At 71.7% G+C, this 23,399-nt stretch carries 22 protein-coding genes; 9 read left to right on the top strand and 13 right to left on the bottom strand.

Going from position 1 to position 23,399, the window contains the following annotated elements:
- Positions 1-100 precede the first annotated feature (100 nt).
- From ACWDRW_RS03075 to ACWDRW_RS03065, 3 genes are read left to right on the top strand one after another with little or no spacing between them, the layout of a single operon-like run.
- A complete protein-coding gene (locus ACWDRW_RS03075) occupies positions 101-760 on the top strand; it encodes a bifunctional DNA primase/polymerase (protein WP_451719228.1) in 660 nt (219 codons plus the stop codon).
- A 53-nt stretch (positions 761-813) separates the two neighbouring features.
- On the top strand, positions 814-1,584 hold the full coding sequence (locus tag ACWDRW_RS03070; protein WP_451719225.1) for an ABC transporter ATP-binding protein: 771 nt from the start codon (positions 814-816) through the stop codon (positions 1,582-1,584).
- Positions 1,581-3,170, top strand: a complete 1,590-nt coding sequence (locus ACWDRW_RS03065) for a transporter (protein ID WP_451719222.1) — start codon at positions 1,581-1,583, stop codon at positions 3,168-3,170. The genes ACWDRW_RS03070 and ACWDRW_RS03065 overlap by 4 nt, the downstream gene beginning before the upstream one ends.
- Positions 3,171-3,178: 8 nt before the next feature.
- On the opposite strand, the gene ACWDRW_RS03060 is transcribed toward ACWDRW_RS03065, so the two are convergent.
- Positions 3,179-4,054 carry an alpha/beta fold hydrolase gene (locus ACWDRW_RS03060; RefSeq protein ID WP_451719219.1) on the bottom strand — a complete coding sequence of 292 codons (876 nt, stop codon included), beginning with the start codon at positions 4,052-4,054 and terminating at the stop codon, positions 3,179-3,181.
- Positions 4,055-4,611: 557 nt separating this feature from the next.
- Positions 4,612-5,304 (bottom strand): metal-dependent transcriptional regulator, encoded by a 693-nt coding sequence (locus ACWDRW_RS03055; RefSeq protein ID WP_451719216.1) that lies wholly within the window; start codon positions 5,302-5,304, stop codon positions 4,612-4,614.
- Positions 5,305-5,609: 305 nt separating this feature from the next.
- On the opposite strand from ACWDRW_RS03055, the gene ACWDRW_RS03050 reads away from it, so the two are divergent.
- On the top strand, positions 5,610-6,365 hold the full coding sequence (locus ACWDRW_RS03050) for an SIS domain-containing protein (RefSeq protein ID WP_451719213.1): 756 nt from the start codon (positions 5,610-5,612) through the stop codon (positions 6,363-6,365).
- 22 nt (positions 6,366-6,387) lie between these two features.
- Here ACWDRW_RS03050 and ACWDRW_RS03045 read toward each other — a convergent pair whose 3' ends face one another.
- The 3 genes from ACWDRW_RS03045 to ACWDRW_RS03035 all read right to left on the bottom strand — a co-directional run bounded on the left by ACWDRW_RS03045 (position 6,388) and on the right by ACWDRW_RS03035 (position 9,797).
- The gene (locus tag ACWDRW_RS03045; protein WP_451719210.1) at positions 6,388-7,785 is read right to left on the bottom strand and encodes a PAS domain-containing protein; all 1,398 of its coding nucleotides are present in this window, start codon (positions 7,783-7,785) and stop codon (positions 6,388-6,390) included.
- A 135-nt stretch (positions 7,786-7,920) separates the two neighbouring features.
- A complete protein-coding gene (locus tag ACWDRW_RS03040; protein WP_451719207.1) occupies positions 7,921-8,376 on the bottom strand; it encodes a GNAT family N-acetyltransferase in 456 nt (151 codons plus the stop codon).
- A 320-nt stretch (positions 8,377-8,696) separates the two neighbouring features.
- Complete coding sequence (locus ACWDRW_RS03035; protein ID WP_451719204.1) at positions 8,697-9,797, bottom strand: citrate synthase 2; 1,101 nt, start codon at positions 9,795-9,797, stop codon at positions 8,697-8,699.
- Positions 9,798-10,096: 299 nt separating this feature from the next.
- On the opposite strand from ACWDRW_RS03035, the gene pdxH reads away from it, so the two are divergent.
- Complete coding sequence (gene pdxH / locus ACWDRW_RS03030; RefSeq protein ID WP_451719201.1) at positions 10,097-10,777, top strand: pyridoxamine 5'-phosphate oxidase; 681 nt, start codon at positions 10,097-10,099, stop codon at positions 10,775-10,777.
- Between the two features lie 19 nt (positions 10,778-10,796).
- Here pdxH and ACWDRW_RS03025 read toward each other — a convergent pair whose 3' ends face one another.
- The 8 genes from ACWDRW_RS03025 to ACWDRW_RS02990 are packed head-to-tail and all read right to left on the bottom strand — an operon-like array spanning position 10,797 to position 20,822.
- On the bottom strand, positions 10,797-11,420 hold the full coding sequence (locus ACWDRW_RS03025; protein WP_451719198.1) for a TetR/AcrR family transcriptional regulator: 624 nt from the start codon (positions 11,418-11,420) through the stop codon (positions 10,797-10,799).
- Between the two features lie 7 nt (positions 11,421-11,427).
- Positions 11,428-12,162, bottom strand: coding sequence for an enoyl-CoA hydratase family protein (locus ACWDRW_RS03020; protein WP_451719197.1), 735 nt, complete (start codon positions 12,160-12,162; stop codon positions 11,428-11,430).
- A complete protein-coding gene (locus ACWDRW_RS03015) occupies positions 12,159-13,727 on the bottom strand; it encodes a 4-coumarate--CoA ligase family protein (RefSeq protein WP_451719195.1) in 1,569 nt (522 codons plus the stop codon). Before ACWDRW_RS03015 ends, ACWDRW_RS03020 begins: the two co-directional genes overlap by 4 nt.
- 28 nt (positions 13,728-13,755) lie before the next feature.
- Entirely contained in the window at positions 13,756-14,895 is a 1,140-nt protein-coding gene (locus ACWDRW_RS03010) for an acyl-CoA dehydrogenase family protein (RefSeq protein WP_451719192.1), read from the bottom strand.
- Positions 14,892-16,748: an acetyl/propionyl/methylcrotonyl-CoA carboxylase subunit alpha gene (locus tag ACWDRW_RS03005; protein ID WP_451719189.1), complete on the bottom strand. Its 1,857-nt coding sequence runs from the start codon at positions 16,746-16,748 to the stop codon at positions 14,892-14,894. Before ACWDRW_RS03005 ends, ACWDRW_RS03010 begins: the two co-directional genes overlap by 4 nt.
- Before the next feature lie 8 nt (positions 16,749-16,756).
- On the bottom strand, positions 16,757-18,355 hold the full coding sequence (locus ACWDRW_RS03000) for an acyl-CoA carboxylase subunit beta (RefSeq protein ID WP_451719187.1): 1,599 nt from the start codon (positions 18,353-18,355) through the stop codon (positions 16,757-16,759).
- Positions 18,352-20,031, bottom strand: a complete 1,680-nt coding sequence (locus ACWDRW_RS02995; protein WP_451719184.1) for an acyclic terpene utilization AtuA family protein — start codon at positions 20,029-20,031, stop codon at positions 18,352-18,354. The genes ACWDRW_RS03000 and ACWDRW_RS02995 overlap by 4 nt, the downstream gene beginning before the upstream one ends.
- Positions 20,028-20,822 (bottom strand): TIGR03084 family metal-binding protein, encoded by a 795-nt coding sequence (locus ACWDRW_RS02990; protein WP_451719181.1) that lies wholly within the window; start codon positions 20,820-20,822, stop codon positions 20,028-20,030. The genes ACWDRW_RS02995 and ACWDRW_RS02990 overlap by 4 nt, the downstream gene beginning before the upstream one ends.
- A 118-nt stretch (positions 20,823-20,940) precedes the next feature.
- Here ACWDRW_RS02990 and ACWDRW_RS02985 point away from each other — a divergent pair, with 118 nt between their 5' ends.
- From ACWDRW_RS02985 to ACWDRW_RS02970, 4 genes are all read left to right on the top strand, one after another.
- A complete protein-coding gene (locus ACWDRW_RS02985; protein ID WP_451719564.1) occupies positions 20,941-21,774 on the top strand; it encodes a helix-turn-helix domain-containing protein in 834 nt (277 codons plus the stop codon).
- Entirely contained in the window at positions 21,749-21,940 is a 192-nt protein-coding gene (locus ACWDRW_RS02980; protein WP_451719178.1) for a DUF397 domain-containing protein, read from the top strand. Before ACWDRW_RS02985 ends, ACWDRW_RS02980 begins: the two co-directional genes overlap by 26 nt.
- A gap of 253 nt (positions 21,941-22,193) precedes the next feature.
- A complete protein-coding gene (locus ACWDRW_RS02975) occupies positions 22,194-22,859 on the top strand; it encodes a DUF4097 family beta strand repeat-containing protein (protein ID WP_451719176.1) in 666 nt (221 codons plus the stop codon).
- Between the two features lie 35 nt (positions 22,860-22,894).
- Positions 22,895-23,398, top strand: a complete 504-nt coding sequence (locus ACWDRW_RS02970; RefSeq protein WP_451719174.1) for a hypothetical protein — start codon at positions 22,895-22,897, stop codon at positions 23,396-23,398.
- The last annotated feature ends 1 nt before the right edge of the window (position 23,399 follow it).

Genomic DNA, 23,399 nt, shown 5'->3' with positions numbered 1-23,399 from the left:
GCGCGCCCCCACACGTGCACCCATGCGCCCCAGTTGCGGAATCGATGCTCCTCCCCCGCGCGCGCTTCAGGCGTAACCCGAGGTGGACGCGGGAGTTGTGATGTTCGTGGAAGAGACCATCGCGAGCACTGAAGCCGCTCAGATTCCGAAGCAGCGTGGGGAATCGCTGCTGGAGACCGCCGTTCGCTACGCCGAGGAGCGCCACTGGGACGTGTTCCCCGGCACCTGGCTGGAAGCCGTCGACGGGGTGCAGCGCTGCTCGTGCGGCGACGGCTCGTGCGGTGCGCCGGGGGCGCATCCCGCTCGGGCGGACTGGGGAACGCAGGCGACGGGCAGTGCGACGGTCGCCCGCCGGATGTGGTCCAAGCAGCCGCTGTCGTCGATCCTGCTGCCCACGGGGCGTACCTTCGACGCGATCTCGGTCGCGGAGACGGCCGGGTTCCTGGCGCTGGCCCGGATGGAGCGGATGGAGCTGACGCTCGGTCCCGTGACGTTGACGCCGGATCGCCGGATGCACTTCTTCGTGCTGCCCGGGGCCTCCGTGAAGGTGCCCGATCTGGTCCGCAAGCTCGGATGGTCGCCGTCCTCGCTCGACCTGCACGCGCTGGGCGAGGGCGGCTACGTGGCCGCGCCGCCCACGCGGTACGGGTCCTCCGGTGCCGTGCAGTGGGCGTGCCGCCCCACGCCCGCGAACCGTTGGCTGCCGGACGCGGAGGAGTTGATCTCGCCGCTGGCCTACGCGTGCGGCCGGGACCGGTGACGTGCGCGGTTCCTCGCACCCCTGGGTCCGCTGCCCGGCCGTAGGGTTCCACCATGACGTCGGCCGTAAGCGTTCATGGTCTCTGGAAGCGGTTCGGGCAGCAGATCGCCGTCGCCGGGATCGATCTGGAGCTGCCCGCCGGGAAGTTCATCGGCCTGGTCGGGCCCAACGGGGCCGGGAAGACCACCACGCTGTCCATGGTGACCGGGCTGTTGCGGCCCGATCAGGGGTCGGTTCGGGTCGTGGGGCATGACGTGTGGCGGGACCCCGTGGAGGTCAAGGCGCGGATCGGGGTGCTGCCGGAGGGGCTGCGGCTGTTCGAGCGGCTGTCGGGGCGGGAGCTGCTGGCCTACTCCGGGCGGCTGCGCGGACTGCCCGGCGCCGAGGTCGACAAGCGGGCCACGCAGCTGCTCGACGTGCTGGACCTGGCCGGCGCCCAGCACAAGCTCGTCGTCGACTACTCGACCGGTATGCGCAAGAAGATCGGGCTCGCCGCCGCTCTCCTCCACAACCCCGAAGTGCTCTTCCTCGACGAGCCGTTCGAGGGCGTCGACCCGGTCTCCGCGCAGACCATCCGGGGCGTCCTCGAGCGGTACACCGCCTCCGGCGCCACCGTCGTCTTCTCCTCCCACGTGATGGAACTCGTCGAATCGCTGTGCGACTGGGTCGCCGTGATGGCGGCGGGCCGGATCCGGGCACACGGCCCCCTGGCCGACGTACGCGGGGACGCGTCCTCCCTGCAGCAGGCGTTCCTGGAACTGGTCGGGGCGCACGGGCGGGACGCCGGGTCCGACCTCGACTGGCTGGGCGGCGGCACCCGATGAGCGCGCCGACGATCACGCCGGTGCTGGTCCGGCTGAAACTGTCGCTGCTGCGCAACGGGCTGCGCCAGTCCTCCGGCCGCCGCGCCGCCTACGTCGCCTCGGCCGCCTTCACGCTCCTGTTCGCCGCGCTGCAGCTGATCGGCCTGATCGCGCTGCGCGGCCACGCCCACGCCGCGTCCGTCGTCGTCCTGCTGGTCGCGGTGCTGGCGCTCGGCTGGGCGGTGATGCCGCTGTTCTTCCCCGGCGGCGACGAGACCCTCGACCCGACCCGCCTGGTCATGCTCCCCCTGCGCCCGCACCCCCTGGTGCGCGCGCTCCTCGCCGCCTCCCTGGTCGGCATCGGCCCCCTGTTCACGCTCTGCCTGCTGGCCGGCTCGGTGATCGCGGTGGCGCACGGCGCGATCGCGTACGTCGTGGGCGTCGTCGGCGTCGTGCTGGCGCTGCTGGTGTGCGTGGCCCTCGCGCGGGCCGTCGCCGCCGCCAACATCCGGCTGCTGACCAGCCGGAAGGGCCGTGATCTCGCGGTACTGAGCGGTCTGGTCATCGCCGTCGGCGCGCAGGTCGTCAACTTCGGCGCGCAGCGCCTCGGTTCCTCCGGGCTGGGACAGCTCGACCCGGCGGCGGACGTGCTGCGCTGGGTGCCACCGGCGTCGGCGATCGGGGCGGCCGACGCGGCGAGCGAGGGGTCGTACGGCGTGGCCCTGCTGCAACTCGCGCTGACGGGCGGGGCGCTGGCGGCCCTGATCGCCGTATGGTCGCGTCATCTGACCCGGCTGATGACCGAACCCGACGGCTCGACCCTCCAGACGGTCACCGAGACGTCCGTACGGCAGTCCACGGGCCTCGCCCGGCTGCTGCCCGCGGGGCGCACGGGGACGGCCATGGAGCGCAGTCTGCGCTACGTCTGGCGCGACCCGAAGACCAAGGCGGCCTGGGTGACCTCGCTGGCGATCGGCCTGATCGTGCCGGTGTTCAACGCCGTCCAGGGCACCGGCTCGATCTACTTCGCCTGTTTCGCGGCGGGGATGATCGGGATCCAGATGTACAACCAGTTCGGCCAGGACACCTCCGCGTTCTGGATGGTCGCGATGACGATCTCGACCCCGCGGGAGGCGTACGTCGAACTACGCGCGCGTGCCCTGGCCCTGCTGGTGATCACCCTGCCGTACGCGGCGCTGGTGACCGTGCTGACGGCGGCCCTGCTGGGCGACTGGGCCCGCCTCCCCGAGGCCCTGGGCCTGTCCTTCGCCCTGCTCGGCGCGATGCTGGCGACCGGTGCCTGGACCTCGGCCCGCTTCCCGTACTCCATCCCGCAGGAGGGCTACAAGAACGTGGCCCCCGGTCAGGTGGGCCTGGCCTGGATCTCCATCTTCGGCGGCATGGTCGCGGCGGCCCTCATCTGCGCCCCCGTCATCGCCCTGACCATCTGGCTGAACGTCTCGGCGAACGGCGACGAATGGACCTGGCTGCTGCTGCCGGTGGGAGCGGCGTACGGGGCGGCGATCACGGCACTGGGGCTCAGGCTGGCGGCGCCGCAGACGGCTGCCAGGCTCCCGGAGATCCTGACGGCGGTGAGCAAGGGGTAGGGCGGCCCTCAGATCGTCCGTACCGCGTCCAGGAACGGCTCGATCGCACCCCGCCAGGCCTCCGGCTGGTCGTAGTGCACCAGGTGACCCGCCTCGGCGACCTCCGCGTACTCGCCCCTCGGCAGCACCCGGACCATCTCCTGCGCCTCGGCCCGGCCCAGTTCGCCGTCGAGGCCCCGGACGACCAGCGTCGGGCACTGCACCTGGGCCAGCTCCTCCCAGTGCGCGTCGTACACCCAGGTCTCGCGGGACTTCAGCATCTGCTCCGGCTCGAACACCGGCCGCCAGCCGTCCTCGTGCTCCTGCATGACCTCGGCGTAGAACTCCCCCCGCGCGGGGTTGGGCCGCTCGACCCAGGGGTCGTCCTCGCCGAACCACTTGCGTACGTCGGCGAGAGTCGCGAAAGGGACCGGCCAGGACTTGAACCAGTCCGCCCACTCCCGCTGCGAGGCCGCGCCCAGCGCGGAGGCCCGCATGTCACAAATGATCAAGCCCGACACCAGGTCGGGCCGTTTCGCGGCCAGTTGCCAGGCCGTCAGCGCGCCCATCGCGTGGCCGATCAGGACGGCCGGGCCGAGGCCCAGCTGCTCCAGGGCGGCCTCCGCGTCCTCCACATACGCCTCACGGGTGAAGGCGGCCTCGGTGGGCTTGTCGCTGCGCCCGTGCCCGCGCTGGTCCAGGGCGACCGCGCGATGCCGTTCGGAGAGCCAGCGGGCCGTGGGCGCCCAGTGCGAGGCACGGCCCATCAGCCCGTGCAGTAACAGCACACCGTGCCCCGGCTCGGGGTCGGCGGCGGGAGGCCGGTCGGTCTTGGGTGGGTCGCCGAACTCCCAGGCCGCGAGGCGTACCCCGCCCTTCCCGGTCACGTCGATACGCCGCGCCATAGGTCCTGGCACCCCCCTAGCTCCGCCTGCCGTGCCCTTGCGTCGGTCACGCGAGCCTCGCGTGGTGTGGTGATCCCTGTGTCCCGCGTGACGTCCGTACATACATCTGCAGCGCACGTCTCGCGCGACCCGTCACTCGCAGGTTATCGAACCCCTATTCGAAAATGCCGTCTCGGCGGGCAACACCCCTCATTCGAGTGACCTCCCCCAAGGATTGACCGCCGCGGTCGAGGGGAGATCTTCAACGGGAGGCGGACCGCTCGGGGAAAACGGTCCGAGGGGAATGACCCTGGGAGCTCGGGGCTCCGGGTCAGAACAGGGGAGGACAGGCCCCGGCGCCGCAGGGCGCCGGGGCCCTCCACACGTCTGCGGCACATACTCCGCCCCCTCAAGTCATATGCCTCACGCGACAGCCTTGCACGCGCAGCGCCGGAGCGCTGCGATTCGGCGGACTGAATCTTGGAAACGACGAGATCGCGACGGTCGCCTCAACTACCCCTGAAACAACAGGAGTTACCCGCTATCGACTGCTCCGAACCGTCAGCTGCTCCGAACCGTCAGCGCTTGGCGACGAACACATGCGAGGCGATCTCCGCCTCCAGCTCGGCCGCCTCACCGCCACTGCCCACCAGCACACCGCCCGCCGACTCCGTCACGCTCACCACCGAGCCGGGCTGCACGCCCGCCCGGCGCAGCGTGTACATCAGCTGCGCGTCCGTCTGGATCGGCTCGCCGATCCGGCGCACGACCACGGTCTTGCCCTCGGTCCCCGGGTCCAGCTCGGCCAGCGACACCATGCCCTCGTCCAGGAAGGGGTCGGCGCCGTCCTTCTCACCCAGCTCCTCCAGGCCCGGGATGGGGTTGCCGTAGGGCGACTCGGTGGGGTGGCGGAGCAGCTCCAGCACACGGCGCTCGACGGCCTCGCTCATCACGTGCTCCCAACGACAGGCCTCCGCGTGCACCTGCTCCCACTCCAGACCGATCACGTCGACGAGCAGGCACTCGGCGAGCCGGTGCTTGCGCATCACGCGGGTGGCCAGCCGGCGACCCTCGTCGGTCAGCTCCAGGTGCCGATCCGTGGCGACGGACACCAGGCCGTCACGCTCCATGCGCGCCACCGTCTGGCTGACCGTCGGTCCGCTCTGGTCGAGCCGCTCGGCGATCCGGGCACGCATGGGGACCACCCCTTCCTCTTCCAGCTCGAGGATGGTGCGGAGATACATCTCCGTGGTGTCGATCAGTCCGGACATACGTGCCCCTCGATGAGATCTGCCGGAAGCGCGACAGCTTCGCGGCGCGTGCGCTGGCCCTGGCTTCAATTCTGACGCATAGCGCTGACAACCGTGCCGCGCCGTTGAAACGAGGGGGTTTCGCACCTGTACAGGTGCGCGCGCGGGTACGCGCAGGGGCGTACGGCGCCCCGCGCCCGGGCGCCCGCGGTCCGCCGCACCCCCGCGGCCGCCGTATTGACAGCGCACTGGTCCAGACCGCACGGTGATCCGCGACACAGACACCGTCGCCCGGACAGACACCGCATGGCAAAGGGGCCCCGCGCATGAGCGACCGCAAGCTGGCCGGCCAGTTCTTCGACGCCGCGATCGGGCTGCTCCAGCGGGTCCGCGACGAGGAGGCCGAGCGCATCGAGGCGGCCGGCACGCTGCTCGCCGACACCGTCGCCGACGGCGGGCGGCTGTTCGCCTTCGGGGCCGGGCACTCCTCGCTGGCCGCGCAGGACGTCGTCTACCGCGCGGGCGGCCTGGCCCTGATGAATCTGCTGGCGGTACCGGGAGTCGTCGGGGTCGACGTGATGCCGGCCACGCTGGGCTCCGCCCTGGAGCGGGTCGACGGTCTCGCGGCGGCCGTCCTGGACACCTCGCCGCTCCGCGCGGGGGACGCGCTGGTGATCGTCTCGCTGTCCGGGCGGAACGCGCTGCCGGTGGAGATGGCGATGAACGCCCGCGCGCTGGGCGCGAAGGTCATCGGGGTGACGTCCGTGGCATACGCCTCCGAGACGAAGTCACGGCACGTCTCCGGGACGTATCTGAAGGACCACTGCGATCTCGTCCTCGACTCCAAGATCGCGGTCGGGGACGCCGAGCTGACCCTGGACACCGTGCCGGCGCCCTTCGCTCCCGCGTCCACCGTCGTCACCTCGGCCCTCCTCCAGGCCGTCATGGCCACGGCGGCCAGCGCCCTGGCCGACCGCGGCATCGAGCCGCCCCTGCTGCGCTCGGGCAACGTGGACGGCGGCCACGAGTGGAACGGGCGGGTGCTGGAGGAGTACGGAGACCGGATCTTCTACCGGCGGTGAGCCCCCGGGCGACGACCGTCCCCTAGCGCGGGTCCGCCAGGTCCAGAGCGGTCGCGATCCGGGCCGCCACGTCCTCCGCGTACGTCGCGTCCGACCGCTCGAAGGGGCTGCGGCCCCCTCCCCGCAGGAACGTCACGACGCCCAGCGTCCGGCCCCGGCTCCTGAGCACCGCGCACAGGGCGTGCACCGACTCGGGCGGCCACTGGCGGGCCTGGGCCCACAGGCGGGCCTGTTCCGCCGGGACCGTGCCCACGCTGGCCCGGACCGATCCGGCGCGCGCCACGCACTGCAGCGCCGGGTGACCCTCCGAGTAGCGGACCGGCAGGCCCGCCTCGCCGGTGGGCAGGCTGGGGCCGGGGGCGCCGGAGGGGGTGGCGGCGATACGGACCAGGCGGACCGGAGCGGCCGCGTCCGCGTCACCGAGCGAGCCGCCCGCGACACGGTCGAGCAGCGCGTGGTCGGCGAATCCGGCCAGCGCGAAGTCCAGGTGGACGGTGGCCGCCTCCGCCGGGTCCTCGCACTCCGCCGCGGCCCGGCCGGCCCGGTGCGTCTGGTTGGTCCGGAACCGCAGCAGCGACGCCTCCTGCTCGCCCTGCTTGGCCTCGGTCACGTCCTGGAAGAGCCAGCCCACGCCGAGCGGCACGGGCTCCTCGGCGAGCGGGGACGCCAGCCGGACGAAGCCGCAGCGCCAGCAGCGCCGCTGCTCGCCCTCGGGGGTGCGCACGCTGACCCAGATCTCGGCGGGCGCGGGCGGCGCGCCCTCGGCGAGGACATGGGTGAGGGCGCTCTCCAGCTCCTCGACACCCTGGGCGAGCAGCTCCCCGAGCGGACGCCCCAGGACGGCCGTGCGCCCGATCCCCAAGGCCCGAGCGGCGTGCGCGTTGACGACGGCGGGCCGCAGATCGGCGTCGACGAGCACGACACCCCAGGAGGCGTCCTCGAACAGGGCCTCGCTCAGCGCGATGGACCGCTCCAGGTCGATCTGCGCGTGCACCTCGCTGAAGGCGCAGTACACCCCGGCGGGCTTGCCGTCAGGCCCGCGTACGGCGGCGGACTGGGTCCGTACGAGCACCCGCCCCCCGTCCTTGGTGAGCAGCGCGAACTCGTGCACCTGCCGCCCGGGGGCGTCCATGGCGGACATGAGCCGCCCCTCGACCTCCTCGGCGTCGGCACTGCGCACGGCCCACCCGGCGAACCCGTGCCGCCCGACCGCCTCCTCGGCGGTCCACCCGAGAATCCGCTCGGCCTCACGGTTCCAGTGGGTGACGACCCCGCCGGCGTCGAAGGCGCACAGGGCCGCGTCCATCCCGTCCAGCAGGGCGGCGAGCAGATCGGAGCCGCCGGTGCCCTCGGGACCGGCCCGCTCGGGCTCGTCCGGCCCCAGCTCGTCGGTGGTCCCACTACGCCGGGAAGCACTCACCTGGACCCCCTGCCAAGCTGCGTCCGCACGCGTACGGTGCGGCGGTTCGCCCACTAACAATCATTCAACTCGAACGTGACGCAGCACACATCAGGTTCCCGCAAGATTTCGAGGAATCGTTGCCCGCCGGAGACGTCATACCACTGCCCGCTCGAGCCGCATCGTGATCCAGACCTCGGCCTCGTCCTCGGGCGCCACATACCGCTCGACCTCGGCGAACCCCCGCGCCTCGGCGAACCGCACCCCGTCACCATTGGCCTCGAGAACAACGGTCCGCACCTCGCGTGCCCCCAGCCCGAGGGCATACGCGAGACAGTGCTCGTACAGCGCGCCCCCGAAGCCGCGCCGGCGGTACTCGGGCAGCACGCGCGCGATGACGGTGGCCACCCCGTCCGTGCCGTCCGGCGGCCGCACGGTGGAGCACCCGACGAGCACGTCCCCGAGATAGACGTTCTCCAGCCGATACCGCCCACTGCGCTCCCGCACCTCGTCGGCACTCAGCTCATCGGGCGGCACGATCCGGTTGTGCACGGCCCGCCACTCCTCGAGCCTGCGGTTCCCGTCGGCCACGACGATACGAAGATCATCCACATCGGCTACCTCCCCAGGAGGCACGGGGGTCAACCAAAAAAAGAGGTTGAACCCGTCGCGAGGGGTTCCTAGTGTGTGGGGCACACGAGAAGGGAGGTGGTTCGGCAGATGTATGGAAACCGGACGCGTGAGGTGGCTGCGGGCTAGCGGCCCGTCACCACATCAGTGCGGTGCCGGACCCGCGCGTGACCTTTGCGTGCAGCCGGCCCAATCCCAGGCAGTCACCCGACCCGCGAGCTCGCCGGTACGTCCGGCCGGCTCCTCCGCCCTGAGGCGGGGGAACCCGAGCTCGCGGGTCGTCTGCGTTGCGCCGCAGGGGATCAGTGGGCGATGTCTCCGTAGCCCTCGATCTCGCGCGGGTCGCGGGAGCCGGGGCCGATGTAGCGGGCCGAGGGGCGCACCAGGCGGCCGGTGCGCTTCTGTTCCAGGATGTGGGCCGACCAGCCCGCCGTGCGGGCGCAGGTGAACATCGAGGTGAACATGTGGGCGGGGACCTCGGCGAAGTCCAGGACGATCGCCGCCCAGAACTCGACGTTCGTGGCCAGGACCCGGTCGGGGCGCCGGGCGTGGAGTTCCGCCAGGGCCGCCTTCTCCAGGGCCTCGGCGACCTCGAAGCGCGGTGCGCCCAGTTCGCGGGCCGTGCGACGCAGGACGCGGGCGCGGGGGTCCTCGGCGCGGTACACGCGGTGGCCGAAGCCCATGAGGCGTTCGCCCCGGTCCAGGGCCTGCTTCACGTACGCCTCGGCGTCCCCGGTGCGCTCGATCTCCTCGATCATGTACAGGACGCGCGAGGGGGCGCCGCCGTGCAGCGGGCCGGACATGGCTCCCACGGCGCCGGAGAGGGCCGCCGCCACGTCCGCGCCCGTGGACGCGATGACCCGTGCGGTGAACGTGGACGCGTTCATGCCGTGCTCCGCCGCGCTCGTCCAGTACGCGTCGACCGCCGCGACATGCTTCGGGTCCGGCTCGCCCCGCCAGCGGATCATGAACCGCTCGACGACGGACTGCGCCTTGTCGATCTCGCGCTGCGGGACCATCGGCAGCCCCTGCCCGCGCGCGGACTGGGCGACGTAGGACAGGGCCATGACGGCCGCCCGCGCGAGGTCGTCGCGGGCCTGTTCGGCGTCGATGTCCAGCAGCGGTTTCAGGCCCCACACGGGGGCCAGCATCGCGAGCGCGGACTGTACGTCGACGCGGATGTCACCGGAGTGGACCGGGATCGGGAACGGCTCGGCGGGCGGCAGGCCGGGATTGAAGGCCCCGTCGACGAGCAGGCCCCAGACGTTGCCGAACGAGACGTGGCCGACGAGATCCTCGATGTCGACGCCCCGGTACCTGAGCGCGCCGCCCTCCTTGTCGGGTTCGGCGATCTCCGTCTCGAACGCGACGACTCCTTCGAGTCCGGGTACGAAGTCGGACATCAGGCGGCTCCCTCGTGATGTGTGCGACGGATGGTGTTGTCGGGGTGATGATGCGGACCGTGTCCGGTGCGGTGGGAACGACTCTGCGCCCGGTGGATCCGCGGTCGTGGCTCTGACGGACTCGCGGTCCTGGGCGGTACCCCTGTGATGCCCCGTGCGGCTGGCGGTCACCCAACCGGAACGGCATCAGAACGATATCCCCGAGTGCCACCTTTGGGGAGTGGTTGCGGCACTGAGTGCCACGCAGTGATGAAGGACACCGTGCCGAACGGGCGCGGCGCATACGGCAAGATGACCGCGTGACCGACCGAGACGCCGCACCAGACGCCGTACCGCCGGACCCCGCCGCGATGCGCAAGCAGTACCGGGCAGCGGGCCTCGCCGAGACCGAGCTGCCGGCCACCCCGGTGGAGCAGTTCGCGCGCTGGTTCAAGCAGGCCGCGAGTGAGGCACACCTGTTCGAACCGAACGCCATGGTCGTGTCCACCGCGGACGCCGAGGGCCGACCCAGCTCCCGCACGGTGCTGCTGAAGCAGTTCGACCAGCAGGGGTTCGTGTTCTACACGAACTACGACTCCCGCAAGGCCCGCGACCTGGCGGAGAACCCTTACGTCTCGCTGCTGTTCCCCTGGCACCCGATGGCCCGCCAGGTCATCGTCCAGGGCGTCGCGCGGCGCACCGGGCGCGACGAGACGGCCGCCTACTTCCGCACCCGCCCGCACGGCTCCCAGCTCGGCGCCTGGGCCAGCGAGCAGTCCTCGGTGATCGCCACCCGGGCCGATCTGGACGCCTCCTACGCCGAGCTGGCCGCCCGCTACCCCGAGGGCGAGCAGGTGCCCGTGCCGCCGAACTGGGGCGGTTTCCGGGTGGCCCCGCAGACGGTGGAGTTCTGGCAGGGCCGCGAGAACCGGCTGCACGACCGGTTGCGGTACGTGACCCAGCCGGACGGGAGCTGGCGGGTGGAGCGGCTCGCTCCCTGAGGGCCCTGGTCGGTGCGGCTCAGTCCGTGAGGGCCTGGTCCAGCAACGCGGCCCATTGGTCCACCACCCGCTTGCGGCGCCCCTCGTCGTCCGTCAGCAGGTTCGCGAGCCCCAGCCCCCGGGCCATGTCCAGCAGTCCCTGCACGGTTTCCCGGGCGCCCGGCTCGGACTCGTCCGCGCCGAGCAGTTCGACGGCGATCCGGTGCGTCTCGCGCCCGACGCGCGCCTCGAGTTCGGTCACGCGCGGGCGCAGCTGCTCCTCGTTCGAGGCGGCGACCCACAGGTGCAGCGCCGCCCGGAACAGCGGGCCGGTGTAGAGGTCGACCAGGGCGGAGACCACCGCCCGCCGGTCGCCCGCCGCTCCTTGCGGGAACAGGGCGCGCAGGGCTGTGGACCGCTCTTCGGCGACGTATTCGACGGCGGCCGTGAACAGGTCCTCCCGTGTGGGGAAGTGGTGCTGCGCCGCGCCCCGGGAGACGCCCGCGCGTTCGGCGACCACCAGCACCGTGGAGCCCGCCCAGCCGTGTTCGGCGAGGCAGGACACGGCGGCCTCCAGGAGCCGCTGCCGGGTGGCCCGGCTGCGGTCCTGCTTGGGAAAGCGGTCGGGCACGCCGTCGCGTTCCGCGGTACTCACACCACCCATGCCGTACTCACACCACCCATGCGGGATCCCGTCGTTCCAGGAAGGCCGTCATCCCCTCCCGGGCCTGTGCCGAGGAGAACAGCCGGGCCGAGAGCGCGGTGAGGTCGGCCGCGTCCCGGTCGAATGACTCCAGCACCCTAGCCGTGAGCAGTCGCTTCGTCTCGGCCAGGGCCTCGGGGGCGGAGCGCCTGAGGCCGTCGAGGACGGGTTCCAGTACGGCGTCCACGTCGTCCCCCGCGGCCGTCAGCAGGCCGATACGGGCCGCCTCGGGGGCGTCGAAGCGCTCGCCGGTGAGGTAGTACCGGGCGAGCGCCCGGGGGTCCGTGCGCGGCAGCAGGGGCAGCGAGATGACCGCGGGCGCCACTCCGATGCGCACCTCGGTGAAGGCGAAGCTCGCCGTGTGCGCGGCGGCGGTGATGTCGCAGGCGGCCAGCAGGCCGAGGCCGCCCGCGCGGACGTGGCCGGTGACCCGCGCGACGACGGGCCGGGGCAGCTCCACGATCCGCCGCAGCAGTGCGACCAGCGCGTCCGGGTGGGGTGGGTCGCGCAGGTCGGCGCCGGCGCTGAAGGTGTTGCCGGTGTGGGTGAGGACGACCGCGCGGACGTCGGCGTCCTTGGCGCAGTCGGCGAGCGCGTCGGCGAGTTCGGCGACCAGAGCCGCGGACAGGGCGTTGCGGTTGTCCGGCGAGTCGAGGCTCAGCGTCTCCACGCCACGCGCGCGTGTGCGGCCGACGAGACTCACGTCCGCTCCCTGAGTTCGCGCCGGAGGATCTTCCCGGAGGCGGCCCGGGGCACGCCGTCGATGAAGGCGACCTGGCGGATCCGCTTGTAGGGGGCGACGCGTTCGGCGACGTACATCATCACCTCTCCTTCGGACAGGTCACCGGCCGACGGCTGGCGTACCACGTACGCGCGGGGGACCTCGTTGCCGTTGTCGTCGTAGACCCCGATGACGGCGGCGTCGGCGATGCCCGGGTGGGTCAGCAGCAGCGCCTCCAGCTCGGCCGGGGCCACCTGGAAGCCCTTGTACTTGATGAGTTCCTTGACCCGGTCGACGACGAACAGCCAGCCGTCGGAGTCGACATGGCCGACGTCCCCGGTGTGCAGCCAGCCGTCCGCGTCGATCAGCGCGGCGGTGGCGTCGGGGCGCCCGAGGTAGCCCTTCATGACCTGGGGGCCCCGGATGAGGATCTCCCCGGGCTCGCCGACGCCGAGGTCCTTGCCGGGGTCGTCGAGGGAGACGATCCGCATCTCGGTGCCGGCTATGAGCCTGCCGACGGTGCCGGGGGGCGCCGCTCGCATGGCGTCCAGGGGGACGACGTGGGTGCCCGGGGAGAGTTCCGTCATGCCGTACGCCTGGCCGATCGGCGGCAGGTTCAGACGCGCCGAGCAGGCCGCGGCGAGCTGGGCGTCGAGGGGGGCGGCGGCGGAGATCAGGTACCGCAGCGACGACAGGTCGTAGTCGGCCACCGCGGGGTGTTTGGCGAGGGCGAGGACGATCGGCGGGGCGACGTACAGCGCGTTGATGCGGTGGTTCTGGATGGCGGCGAGGAAGGTCTCCAGCTCGAAGCGGGGCATGACGACGACGGTGGCGCCCTTGCGCAGGGGTGCGTTCATCAGGGCGGTCAGGCCGTAGATGTGGAAGAACGGCAGGACGGCGAGGACCCGGTCGCCGGGGGCCGCGGGGACGGCCGGATCGAGCTGGGCGAGGTTGGTGGCGATCTGCCGATGGGTGAGCATCACGCCCTTGGGCACCCCGGTGGTGCCCGAGGAGTACGGCAGCGCGGCGACGTCCTCGGCCGGGTCGATGTCGATCTGCGGTTCGGGGGCGGTGGAGGCGAGCAGGTCGATCAGCGAGCGGTGCCCGGGCGCGCTGTCGCAGACGAAGATCTCCTCGACTCCGCCCGCCAGCTCGGCGGCCCGCCGGGCGGCCTCCAGCAGCGGTGAGACGGTGACGATCCAGCGGGCGCCGCTGTCGCCGAGCTGCCGGGCGAACTCCTCGGGCGTGGCGAGCGGGTGCACGGTGGTGACCGAGGCCCCCGCGCGCGTGGCGGCGTAGAACGCGGTCGGGAAGGCCACCGTGTTCGGGCTGTGCAGGGCGAGGACGTCGCCCTTGCGCATCCCGGCCTCGGCGAACGCGGCGGCGATCCTGCGGTGGAACCGGTCCACCTGCGCGTACGTGAGGGTGGTGCCGTCGGTGCCGTCGATCAGCGCGGGCGTGTCGCCGAAGGCGGCGGCACCGCCCAGGACCGCTTCGTGGATGGGCAGGTCCACGGGGGGTACGTCTGCGTACTCGCTGCGGAACATGGTTCCTCCTCGCACAACGCTGTGCCGGTCAGTACGACTTGGGCAGACCCAGGGTCTGGTGGGAGACGTAGTTGAGAATCATCTCCCGGCTCACCGGAGCAATACGAGCCACGCGTGCGGCAGTTATCAATGACGCGAGCCCGAATTCCCGCGTGAGGCCGTTCCCGCCGAGGGTGTGCACGGACTGGTCGACGGCCTTCACACAGGCCTCTCCGGCCGCGTACTTGGCCATGTTGGCCGCCTCTCCCGCGCCGACGTCGTCGCCGGCGTCGTACAGGTACGCGGCCTTCTGCATCATCAGGCGGGCGAGTTCGAGGTCGATGTGCGCCTGGGCGAGGGGGTGGGCGATGGCCTGGTGGGCGCCGATGGGGGCCTTCCAGACGGTCCGTTCGCGGGCGTACGTGATCGCCTGCGCGAGGGCGTAGCGGCCCATGCCGATGGCGAACGCGGCCGTCATGATCCGCTCGGGGTTGAGTCCGGCGAACAGCTGGAGCAGGCCCGCGTCCTCGTCCCCGACGAGCGCCTCGGCGGGCAGCCGTACGTCGTCCAGGGTCAGCTCGAACTGCTTCTCGGCGGCGTTGAGTTCCATGTCGATCCGCCGCCGCGAGAAGCCTTCGGCGTCGCGCGGGACGATGAACAGGCAGGGCTTGAGGTTGCCGGTGCGGGCGTCCTCGGTGCGGCCGACGATGAGGGTGGCGTCCGCGATGTCGACGCCGGAGATGAAGACCTTGCGGCCGGTGAGGAGCCAGTCCCCGGTGTCCGGGTCGCGTCGGGCGGTCGTCGTGATGCGGTGGCTGTTGGAACCGGCGTCGGGTTCGGTGATGCCGAAGGCCATGGTGCGGGTGCCGTCGGCGAGGGCGGGCAGCCAGAGCCGCTTCTGTTCTTCGGTGCCGAAGCGGGCGATGACCGTGCCGCAGATGGCCGGGGACACGACCATCATGAGCAGAGGGCAGCCGGCGGCGCCCAGTTCCTCCAGGACGATGGAGAGTTCGGCGATGCCGCCGCCTCCGCCTCCGTACTCCTCCGGCAGGTTGACGCCGAGGTAGCCGAGCTTGGCCGCTTCCGCCCAGAGGGCCTCGCGGTCGTAGGTGCGGCCGTGGCGTTTGCCGAGGGCGGCCACAGCCGCTCGGAGGTCTTTGTGTTCCTCGGTTTCCAAGGTGGCGCTCACTGGTCCTGGTCCTCCTCTACGACGGCGAGCAGAGCTCCGACGGCGACCTGGTGGCCGACGACGGCGTGGAGAGCGCTGAGCGTCCCCGTGACCGGTGCGGTGATCTTGTGCTCCATCTTCATCGCTTCCAGCCACAGCAGGGGCTCTCCGGCCCGTACGGCGGCTCCCGTGGCGAGTCCCTCGGCGACCCTGACGACCGTGCCGGGCATGGGGGCCAGGAGGGACCCGGGCGCGTGCTGGGCCGTCGGATCGGGGAAGCGGGGCAGGGACGTCAGGGTCGTGGCGTTGACGTGGACCTGGTCGCCGTACCGCGCCACCTCGAACCGGTGCCGCACACCGTCCGCTTCGAGGACGACGAGGTCCGTGCCGGCGTGCACGACACGCACGCCCTCCGACTCCAGGCCGCCGTCGCGCGTGTGCCGGTACCGGACCTCGTGCTCCTCGCCCGCCGTGGCGTAGCGCCTGGTCTGCGGCTGGGACGGCAGGTTCCGCCAGCCGCCGAAGCGGGAGCCGGTGCGGCGGGCGTCGGCGAGCGCGGCGGCCAGGGGCGCGTAGGGGTCGGGGGCGGGCTCGGTCAGCTCCGCGAGGTGGCGGTCGTAGAACCCGGTGTCCATCTGGGCCGTCGTGAACTCCTCGTGGCGCAGGGAGCGGACGAGGAGGTCGCGATTGGTGACCGGGCCGTGGACCGTGGCCCTCTCCAGGGCGCCGGCGAGCTTGCGCAGGGCGCCCGCGCGCGTGGGGGCGTGGGCGATCAGCTTGGCGAGCATCGGGTCGTAGTGGATGCCGATCTCGTCGCCGTCAACGTAGCCGGTGTCCAGTCGGACGCCGTCCGGTACGGCGAGCCGGTGCAGGGTGCCGGTCTGCGGGGCCCAGTCGCTCGCGGGGTCCTCGGCGTAGAGGCGGGCCTCGACGGCGTGGCCACGCGCGTGGGGCGGCTCGGGGTCGAGGGCGTGCCCTTCCGCGACGGCGAGTTGCAGGGCGACCAGGTCGATGCCGAAGACGGCTTCCGTGACGGGGTGCTCGACCTGGAGGCGGGTGTTCATCTCCAGGAAGTGCGCCTGGTCGTCGGCGACGAGGAACTCGACGGTGCCGGCGCCGACGTAGTGCACGGCGCGTGCGGCGCGTACGGCCAGCGCGTGCAGCTCCTGGGCGAGCCGGTCCGAGAGCCCGGGCGCCGGTGCCTCCTCGATCACCTTCTGGTGGCGGCGCTGGAGGGAGCAGTCGCGCGTGCCCAGCGCCCACACCGTGCCGTGCGCGTCCGCGAGCACCTGCACCTCCACGTGCCGGCCGCGCTCCAGGTAGGGCTCGACGAAGACCTCGCCGTCGCCGAACGCGCTCGCGGCCTCGGCACGCGCGCCCTCCAGCGCGGCGCTCAGCTCCTCCAGACGGCGCACGATCCGCATCCCGCGCCCGCCGCCGCCCGCGGCCGCCTTCACGAGTACCGGCAGGTCGCTCTCCGCGACCTCGCCCAGGGGCGCGAGCCCCATCAGCTCCTTCGCGCGCGTCTTGGACGCCATCGCCTCGATCGCCTCCGGGGGCGGCCCGACCCACACCAGGCCCGCGTCCAGGACGGCCCGCGCGAAGTCGGCGTTCTCCGAGAGGAAGCCGTAGCCGGGGTGGACGGCGTCCGCGCCGGCCGCGACGGCGGCCTTCACGATCAGATCCCCGCGCAGATACGTCTCGGCGGGCGTGGCCCCGGGCAGCCGTACCGCCGCGTCGGCCACGCGCGCGTGGAGGGCGTTCTCGTCGGCGTCCGAGTGCACGGCGACCGTCCGGATTCCCAGCTCACTGCACGTGCGGAAGACACGGCAGGCGATCTCGCCACGGTTGGCGACGAGGAGAGTGCTGATCACTGAAGACCTCACATCCGGAAGACGCCGAAGCCGCCGCGCGCGCCCTCGTAGGGGGCGGTGTGGACGGCGGACAGGCACAGGCCGAGGACGGTGCGGGTGTCGCGCGGGTCGATGACGCCGTCGTCGTACAGCCGCCCGGACAGGAACATGGGCAGCGACTCGGACTCGATCTGCTGCTCCACCATGGCCCGCAGCCCCGCGTCGGCCTCCTCGTCGTACGGCAGTCCCTTGGCGGCCGCCGACTGCCGGGCGACGATCGACAGGACGCCCGCGAGCTGCTGGGGACCCATCACGGCCGACTTGGCGCTGGGCCAGGCGAACAGGAAGCGCGGATCGTAGGCCCGCCCGCACATGCCGTAGTGCCCGGCGCCGTAGGAGGCGCCCATGAGCACCGACAGATGCGGCACCCGGCTGTTGCTCACCGCGTTGATCATCATCGCGCCGTGCTTGATGATCCCGCCCTGCTCGTACTCCTGGCCGACCATGTAGCCGGTGGTGTTGTGCAGGAAGAGCAGCGGGATGTCGCGCTGGTTGGCGAGCTGGATGAACTGGGCGGCCTTCTGCGACTCCTCGCTGAAGAGCACGCCCTGGGCGTTGGCGAGGATGCCGACGGGATAGCCGTGCAGCGCCGCCCACCCGGTGACCAGGCTGGAGCCGTACAGCGGCTTGAACTCGTCGAAGTCGGAGGCGTCGACGATCCGGGCGATGACCTCACGCGGGTCGAACGGCACCTTCAGGTCGCCGGGGACGATCCCCAGCAGTTCCTCGGCGTCGTACTTGGGCGGCTCGGCGAGCGGTGGATCCGCGTACGCCTTGCGGTGGTTGAGCCGCGCCACGACCCGCCGGGCCTGCCGCAGCGCGTCCGGCTCGTCCACGGCGAAGTAGTCCGCGAGGCCCGACACGCGCGCGTGCATCTCGGCACCGCCGAGGGACTCGTCGTCGCTCTCCTCGCCGGTGGCCATCTTCACGAGCGGAGGCCCGCCGAGGAACACCTTGGCACGCTCCTTGACCATGATCACGTGGTCGGACATGCCGGGGATGTAGGCACCGCCGGCGGTGGAGTTGCCGAAGACCACGGCGACCGTGGGGATCCCGGCGGCCGACAGCCGGGTGAGGTCCCGGAAGATGGCGCCGCCGGGGATGAAGATCTCCTTCTGGGACGGCAGGTCCGCCCCGCCCGACTCCACCAGGCTGATGCAGGGCAGCCGGTTGGCGAGGGCGATGTCGTTGGCCCGCAGCGCCTTCTTCAGCGACCAGGGATTGCTGGCGCCGCCGCGCACGGTGGGGTCGTTCGCGGTGATCAGGCACTCCACGCCCTCGACGATCCCGATCCCGGTGACGAGCGAGGCGCCGACGGCGTACTCGCTCCCCCAGGCGGCGAGCGGCGACAGTTCCAGGAACGGCGTGTCGGGGTCGAGGAGCAGCTCGATCCGCTCCCGGGCGAGCAGTTTGCCGCGCTTGCGATGGCGCGCGACGTACTTCTCACCACCCCCCGCGAGCGCCTTGTCGTGTTCGGCGTCCAGATCGCCGAGCTTGGCGAGCATGGCCTCGCGATGGGCCCGGAAGTCGGGGCTCGCGGTGTCCAGGGCGGAGCTGATGACCGTCACAGGAGGGTCTCCGGGATGTCCAGGTGGCGGGAGCGCAGCCATTCGCCGAGCGCCTTGGCCTGCGGATCGAAGCGGTGCTGAGCGGCGACACCGGCGCCGAGGATGTCTTCGACGACGAAGTTGAGGGCGCGCAGCTCGGGAAGGGCGTGCCGGGTGACGGACAACCCGGCGGTCTCCGGCAGGAGTTCACGGAAGCGCTCGACGGTGAGGGTGTGCACGAGCCACCGCCAGGCCTCGTCGGTCCGCACCCATACGCCCACGTTGGCGTCCCCGCCCTTGTCCCCGCTGCGGGCTCCGGCGACCAGGCCGAGCGGAGCACGTGTGGTGGACCGCGCCGGGAGGGGCTCGGGCGCAGGGGGCTCTGGCAGAGCTTCCAGGACGAGGGTGTCGTGGGGCGGGGCCACAGGAACCCGCCGCCCGTCGTGGAGGACGGCCACATGGGGTACGGAACCTTGGGCGACGTACACATCCTCGAAGACCCCATAAGGGGCGCCCTTCCCAGGTGGCGCCAGCACATGGAATCCCGGGTAGCTGGCGAGGGCGAGTTCGATGGCGGCGCCGCTCAACGTCCGTCCGACCACGGCCTGGTCCGCGTCCCGCACGACCAGCCGCAGCAGCGCGCTGGCCGTCTCCTCGGTCCCGGCGTCGGCCCGGTCCGTGCGGACGAGTTCCCACCGCACCTCGGCGGGCGGCGACTTGGCGAGCGCGTCGGTCATCTGCGCGCGCACCAGCTCGGCCTTGGCCTCGATGTCGAGCCCGGTGAGCACGAAGACGACCTCGTTGCGGAACCCGCCGAGCCGGTTGACCCCGACCTTGAGCGTGGGCGGCGGAGCCTCGCCCCGGACGCCGTCGACGCGCACCCGGTCGGGCCCGTCCTCGGAGAGCCGGACGCTGTCCAGCCGAGCGGTGACGTCGGGCCCGGCGTAGCGGGCGCCGCCGGTCTCGTAGAGCAGTTGGGCGGTGACGGTGCCGATGTCGACGAAGCCACCGGTGCCGGGGTGCTTGGTGATGACGCAGGACCCGTCGTCGTGGATCTCGGCGAGCGGGAACCCGGGCCGGAGCAGGTCATCGCGCCGGCTGCCGAAGAAGGCGTAGTTACCGCCGGTGGCCTGGGTCCCGCACTCCAGCACATGCCCGGCGACGACGGCGCCGGCGAGCCGGTCGTAGTCCGTGGGGGCCCATCCGAAATGGGCGACGGCGGGCCCGGTGACGAGAGCCGCGTCGGTGACCCGCCCGGTGACGACGACATCGGCGCCTTCCCTGAGGCAGGCGGCGATCCCGAAGCCGCCGAGGTAGGCGTGGGCGGCGAGGCTGCCCGGGTGGAAGGCGGTGAGGTCGTCGCCCTCGACATGGGCGACCCGGACCGGAATGCCGAGCCGTTCGGCCAACTCCCTTACGTCCGCGGCGAGTCCGGCGGGATTGAGCCCACCGGCGTTGGCGACGATCCGAACGCCCCGCGCGTGGGCGAGCCCGAGGCACTCCTCCAGCTGCCGCAGGAAGGTACGGGCATATCCGGCGCCCGGGTCCTTGAGCCGATCCCGCCCGAGGATCAGCATGGTCAGTTCGGCGAGGTAGTCACCGGTGAGCACGTCGAGTTCGCCGCCGGTGAGCATCTCGCGCATGGCGTCGAAACGGTCTCCGTAGAACCCGGAGGCATTGCCGATACGAAGGGTCACCGGCCGTCTCCCTTGGCCGCGCGCCCTTCGCCGGGCGGTCCGGCGAAGGCCTGGGCGATGTCCAGCCACCGCTCGGCGTCCGCGCCCTCGGCCCGCACGCCGAGGTCGGCGCGGTGGGCGCGCCGGGTGACGAGGAGACAGAAGTCGAGACCGGGTCCGGTGACGCGCTGAGCCGCGTCCTCGGGGCCGTGGACCCACGTCTCGCCGCCGGGCCCGACGAGCTCGACGCGGAACTCCTCGGCGGGCGGGGTGAGGCCGCGCACTCCGAAGGCGTAGTCGCGGGCGCGCACCCCGATGCGGGCCACATGCCGGAGCCGGTCGGTGGGTGTGCGGACCACACCCAGGGCATCGGCGACGTCCTGACCATGGGCCCAGGTCTCCATGAGACGGGCGCTGGCCATGGAGGCGGCGGCCATGGGCGGTCCGTACCAGGGGAACCGGGCCCCCGCGGGGGCGGTGCGCAGGGCGTGGTCGAGGGCGTTACGTCCCTGCCGCCACCCCGCGAGAATCTCGGCGGGCGGCTTGCGGGCGCCCTCCTCGGCCCCCTCGTCCACGAAGCTCTCGGGCGCCGCGAACGCCTTCTCGACCTCCTTGCCGAAGGCGTCGGGATCCGTGGCGGCGAGCAGGGCGGCGTGGTCGGTCCAGGCGAGGTGAGCGATCTGGTGGGCGATGGTCCAACCAGGAGCGGGAGTGGGGCGGGCCCACTCCTGAGGACTCAACTCCCCTACCAACAGATCGAGTTCGTCACTTTCGGCGCGCAGGTCGTCGAAGACGGGCGTCGGGTCGGCCATGGGGGGAGCATGGCAGCGGGCCCTGAATCAATCAAGCACGCTTGCATGATTTCTTTTCCACAACTCCCGTACCTGTATGCACTCTTCTGGCTACTCTCGGTGATTGGAGGTGGTCATCATGGCGAACGTCCGGCAGCTTGATCCGAGCGCGTCACCGCTGGACTACTACGGCTACGAGTTGCGCCGGAGGCGCGAGGCGGCGGGACTGACGCTGGCGCAGCTCGGGTCGATCCTGTTCTGCACGGGGTCACTGATCGGCCAGATCGAAACGACGCTGAAGGTTCCGACGCGGGCGTTCTCCGAGCGGGTGGACGCGGCGCTCGGGACGGACGGGGAGTTCTGCCGGCTGGTGGGGCTGGTACTGCGGAGCCAGTTGCCCAGTTGGTTTCAGCCGTACGCGGAGATGGAGGCGAGGGCGGCTTATATCTCGACCTACCAGGCGCAGTTGGTGTACGGACTTCTCCAAACGGACAAGTACGCCCGCGCGGTGTTCGGCACGCGGGACGACGGCGACCTCGACGGCAAAGTCGCGGCGAGGCTGGATCGCCAGCGGATCCTGGAGCGGGAGCAGCCTCCGGTCACGTGGGTCGTGCTGAGCGAGGCGGTGTTGCACCAAGAGGTCGGCTCCCGGGAGATCATGCGGGAGCAGCTTGCGCATCTGCTGGCGATGCAAAAGCGCCGGTGGTTGGAAATCCAGGTGCTGCCCTTCGAAGCGGGCGCCCACACAGGCCTGATGGGCTCGTTCAATCTTCTCCGCTTCGAGAACGACCCGGACATCGTCTACACCGAGGACTTCGTACAGGGGCACATGACGGCCAATCCTGAAGCCGTCAAGGAAGGTTCGGTCCGATACGATCATCTGCAGGCCGCCGCACTCTCCGTGGACGACTCGGCGGCACTGATCGCCCGCGTGATGGAGGAACGGTATGGAGACCAACCTGACGTGGCGTAAGTCTTCGTACAGCGGCGACACCGGCGGCGATTGCGTCGAGGTGGCAGACCTCGCCCCCCTGATCGCCATCCGAGACTCCAAGCACCCCACCCACGGCGTTCTCACCGTCACCCCCGACTGCTTCGCCCGGTTCGTTTCCGCGACCGCTGCCGGGGTTTTCGGCTGACCTGAGAGCCGCTCGCTCCCCCTGAGGGCCGTCCGCTTCCTTTGAAGCGGACGGCCCTCAGTGCGTTCACCTCCCGTCATTGCAACGACTCACCGACCCGACGTTGCATTAAAACCCAATCCAACGCAACGATTTACCTGCATCTAGCTGCAGCAATGCCGTTTGCACGCAACAAACTAGTTGCCGCAACCTCGAACGCAACGTAGCTTTTCCATCATCGGAAACAGCGACAACGCAACCGCAGGAGCTCACGATGCAGAAGTTCGACACCCCCTCCACCATCACCACCGTCCTGAACATCCCCGCCGGCCGTATCCGGCTCGTCGCCACCGACCGCACCGACACCACCGTCGAGGTCCGCCCCGCCGACCCCGACAAGAACCGCGACGTGAAGGCCGCCCAGCAGGCCGAAGTCACCTACGGCGACGGAGTCCTGCGCATCGAGATGCCGGAGGCCAAGGACCGCCTCCTCGGTCCGAGCGGGTCGATCGAGGTCACGGTCCACGTGCCCACCGGCTCCCACGTGCGGACCACGGCCGCCGCCGCCGAACTGCGCGGTGTCGGACGCCTCGGTGACGTCGCCTACGACAGCGCTCAGGGTCCGGTCGAGCTCGACGAGGCCGCGAGCGTCCGCCTCAACCTCGCCGACGGAGACGTCAGCGTCGGCCGGCTGAACGGCACCGCCGAGATCCGCACCCAGCGCGGTGACGTCCGGATCGCCGAGGCCGTCACCGGCACCCTCACCCTGCGCACCGAGCAGGGAGACATCACCGTCGGCGCCGCGCACGGCGTCTCCGCCGCCCTCGACGCCGGGACCGGACACGGCCGCATCAGCAACTCGCTCCACAACAGCGGCGACACCGGTCTCACCATCCACGCCACCACCGGCTACGGCGACATCACCGCCCGCAGCCTCTGACCGACTCCCCACCCGCCACCTGGAAGGACGCCGCCATGCAGTCGCAGTCGCCGCTCACTCAGACGCCCGAGACGGCGACCGCGGCCACCCCCGGCCCGCTCGCGTCCTTCCTGCGGTTCGTGGTCTTCGGGGGCGGCGTGGGGGTCCTCGCCAGCTTCGCCGTAACCCTGCTGGCCACGGTCATGCCCTGGGCGGCGTCCAACGCACTGGTCACCCTCGCCTCCACCGTCCTGTGCACCGAACTGCACGCCCGCTACACCTTCGCCAAGGGCCGCGCCGGGTGGCGGGAGCACTGGCAGTCCGCCGGCTCGGCCACCGCCGCCTATCTGGCCACCGGCCTCGCGACAGCGGTCCTGCACCTGGTACAGCCCGGGGCGGGGACGTGGACCGAGCAGATCGTCTACCTCAGCGCCTCGGGCCTGGCGGGCATCGGCCGGTTCGCCGTCCTGCGGCTGTACGTCTTCGCCACCCGGACCAACCCGGCCGCACACACCCCGGAGCAGCGGCCGACCGCCGCACCCGTCATGCTCGCGGCCTAGG

It is taken from the genome of Streptomyces sp. NPDC003635 (assembly GCF_053587635.1).
This window is presented reverse-complemented; position numbering and strand designations above follow the sequence as displayed.

What these genes read in the sequence shown, in the direction of transcription:
- ACWDRW_RS03025 (WP_451719198.1), bottom strand. Translation starts at nt 11,420, where the DNA reads ATGGGTGGTGTGAGTACCGCGGAACGCGACGGCGTGCCCGACCGCTTT.
- ACWDRW_RS02975 (WP_451719176.1), top strand. Translation starts at nt 22,194, where the DNA reads ATGCAGAAGTTCGACACCCCCTCCACCATCACCACCGTCCTGAACATC.
- ACWDRW_RS03075 (WP_451719228.1), top strand. Translation starts at nt 101, where the DNA reads ATGTTCGTGGAAGAGACCATCGCGAGCACTGAAGCCGCTCAGATTCCG.
- ACWDRW_RS03065 (WP_451719222.1), top strand. Translation starts at nt 1,581, where the DNA reads ATGAGCGCGCCGACGATCACGCCGGTGCTGGTCCGGCTGAAACTGTCG.
- ACWDRW_RS03055 (WP_451719216.1), bottom strand. Translation starts at nt 5,304, where the DNA reads ATGTCCGGACTGATCGACACCACGGAGATGTATCTCCGCACCATCCTC.
- ACWDRW_RS03050 (WP_451719213.1), top strand. Translation starts at nt 5,610, where the DNA reads ATGAGCGACCGCAAGCTGGCCGGCCAGTTCTTCGACGCCGCGATCGGG.
- ACWDRW_RS03015 (WP_451719195.1), bottom strand. Translation starts at nt 13,727, where the DNA reads ATGTTCCGCAGCGAGTACGCAGACGTACCCCCCGTGGACCTGCCCATC.
- ACWDRW_RS02985 (WP_451719564.1), top strand. Translation starts at nt 20,941, where the DNA reads ATGGCGAACGTCCGGCAGCTTGATCCGAGCGCGTCACCGCTGGACTAC.
- ACWDRW_RS03060 (WP_451719219.1), bottom strand. Translation starts at nt 4,054, where the DNA reads ATGGCGCGGCGTATCGACGTGACCGGGAAGGGCGGGGTACGCCTCGCG.
- ACWDRW_RS02970 (WP_451719174.1), top strand. Translation starts at nt 22,895, where the DNA reads ATGCAGTCGCAGTCGCCGCTCACTCAGACGCCCGAGACGGCGACCGCG.
- ACWDRW_RS02990 (WP_451719181.1), bottom strand. Translation starts at nt 20,822, where the DNA reads ATGGCCGACCCGACGCCCGTCTTCGACGACCTGCGCGCCGAAAGTGAC.
- ACWDRW_RS03070 (WP_451719225.1), top strand. Translation starts at nt 814, where the DNA reads ATGACGTCGGCCGTAAGCGTTCATGGTCTCTGGAAGCGGTTCGGGCAG.
- ACWDRW_RS02980 (WP_451719178.1), top strand. Translation starts at nt 21,749, where the DNA reads ATGGAGACCAACCTGACGTGGCGTAAGTCTTCGTACAGCGGCGACACC.
- ACWDRW_RS03035 (WP_451719204.1), bottom strand. Translation starts at nt 9,797, where the DNA reads ATGTCCGACTTCGTACCCGGACTCGAAGGAGTCGTCGCGTTCGAGACG.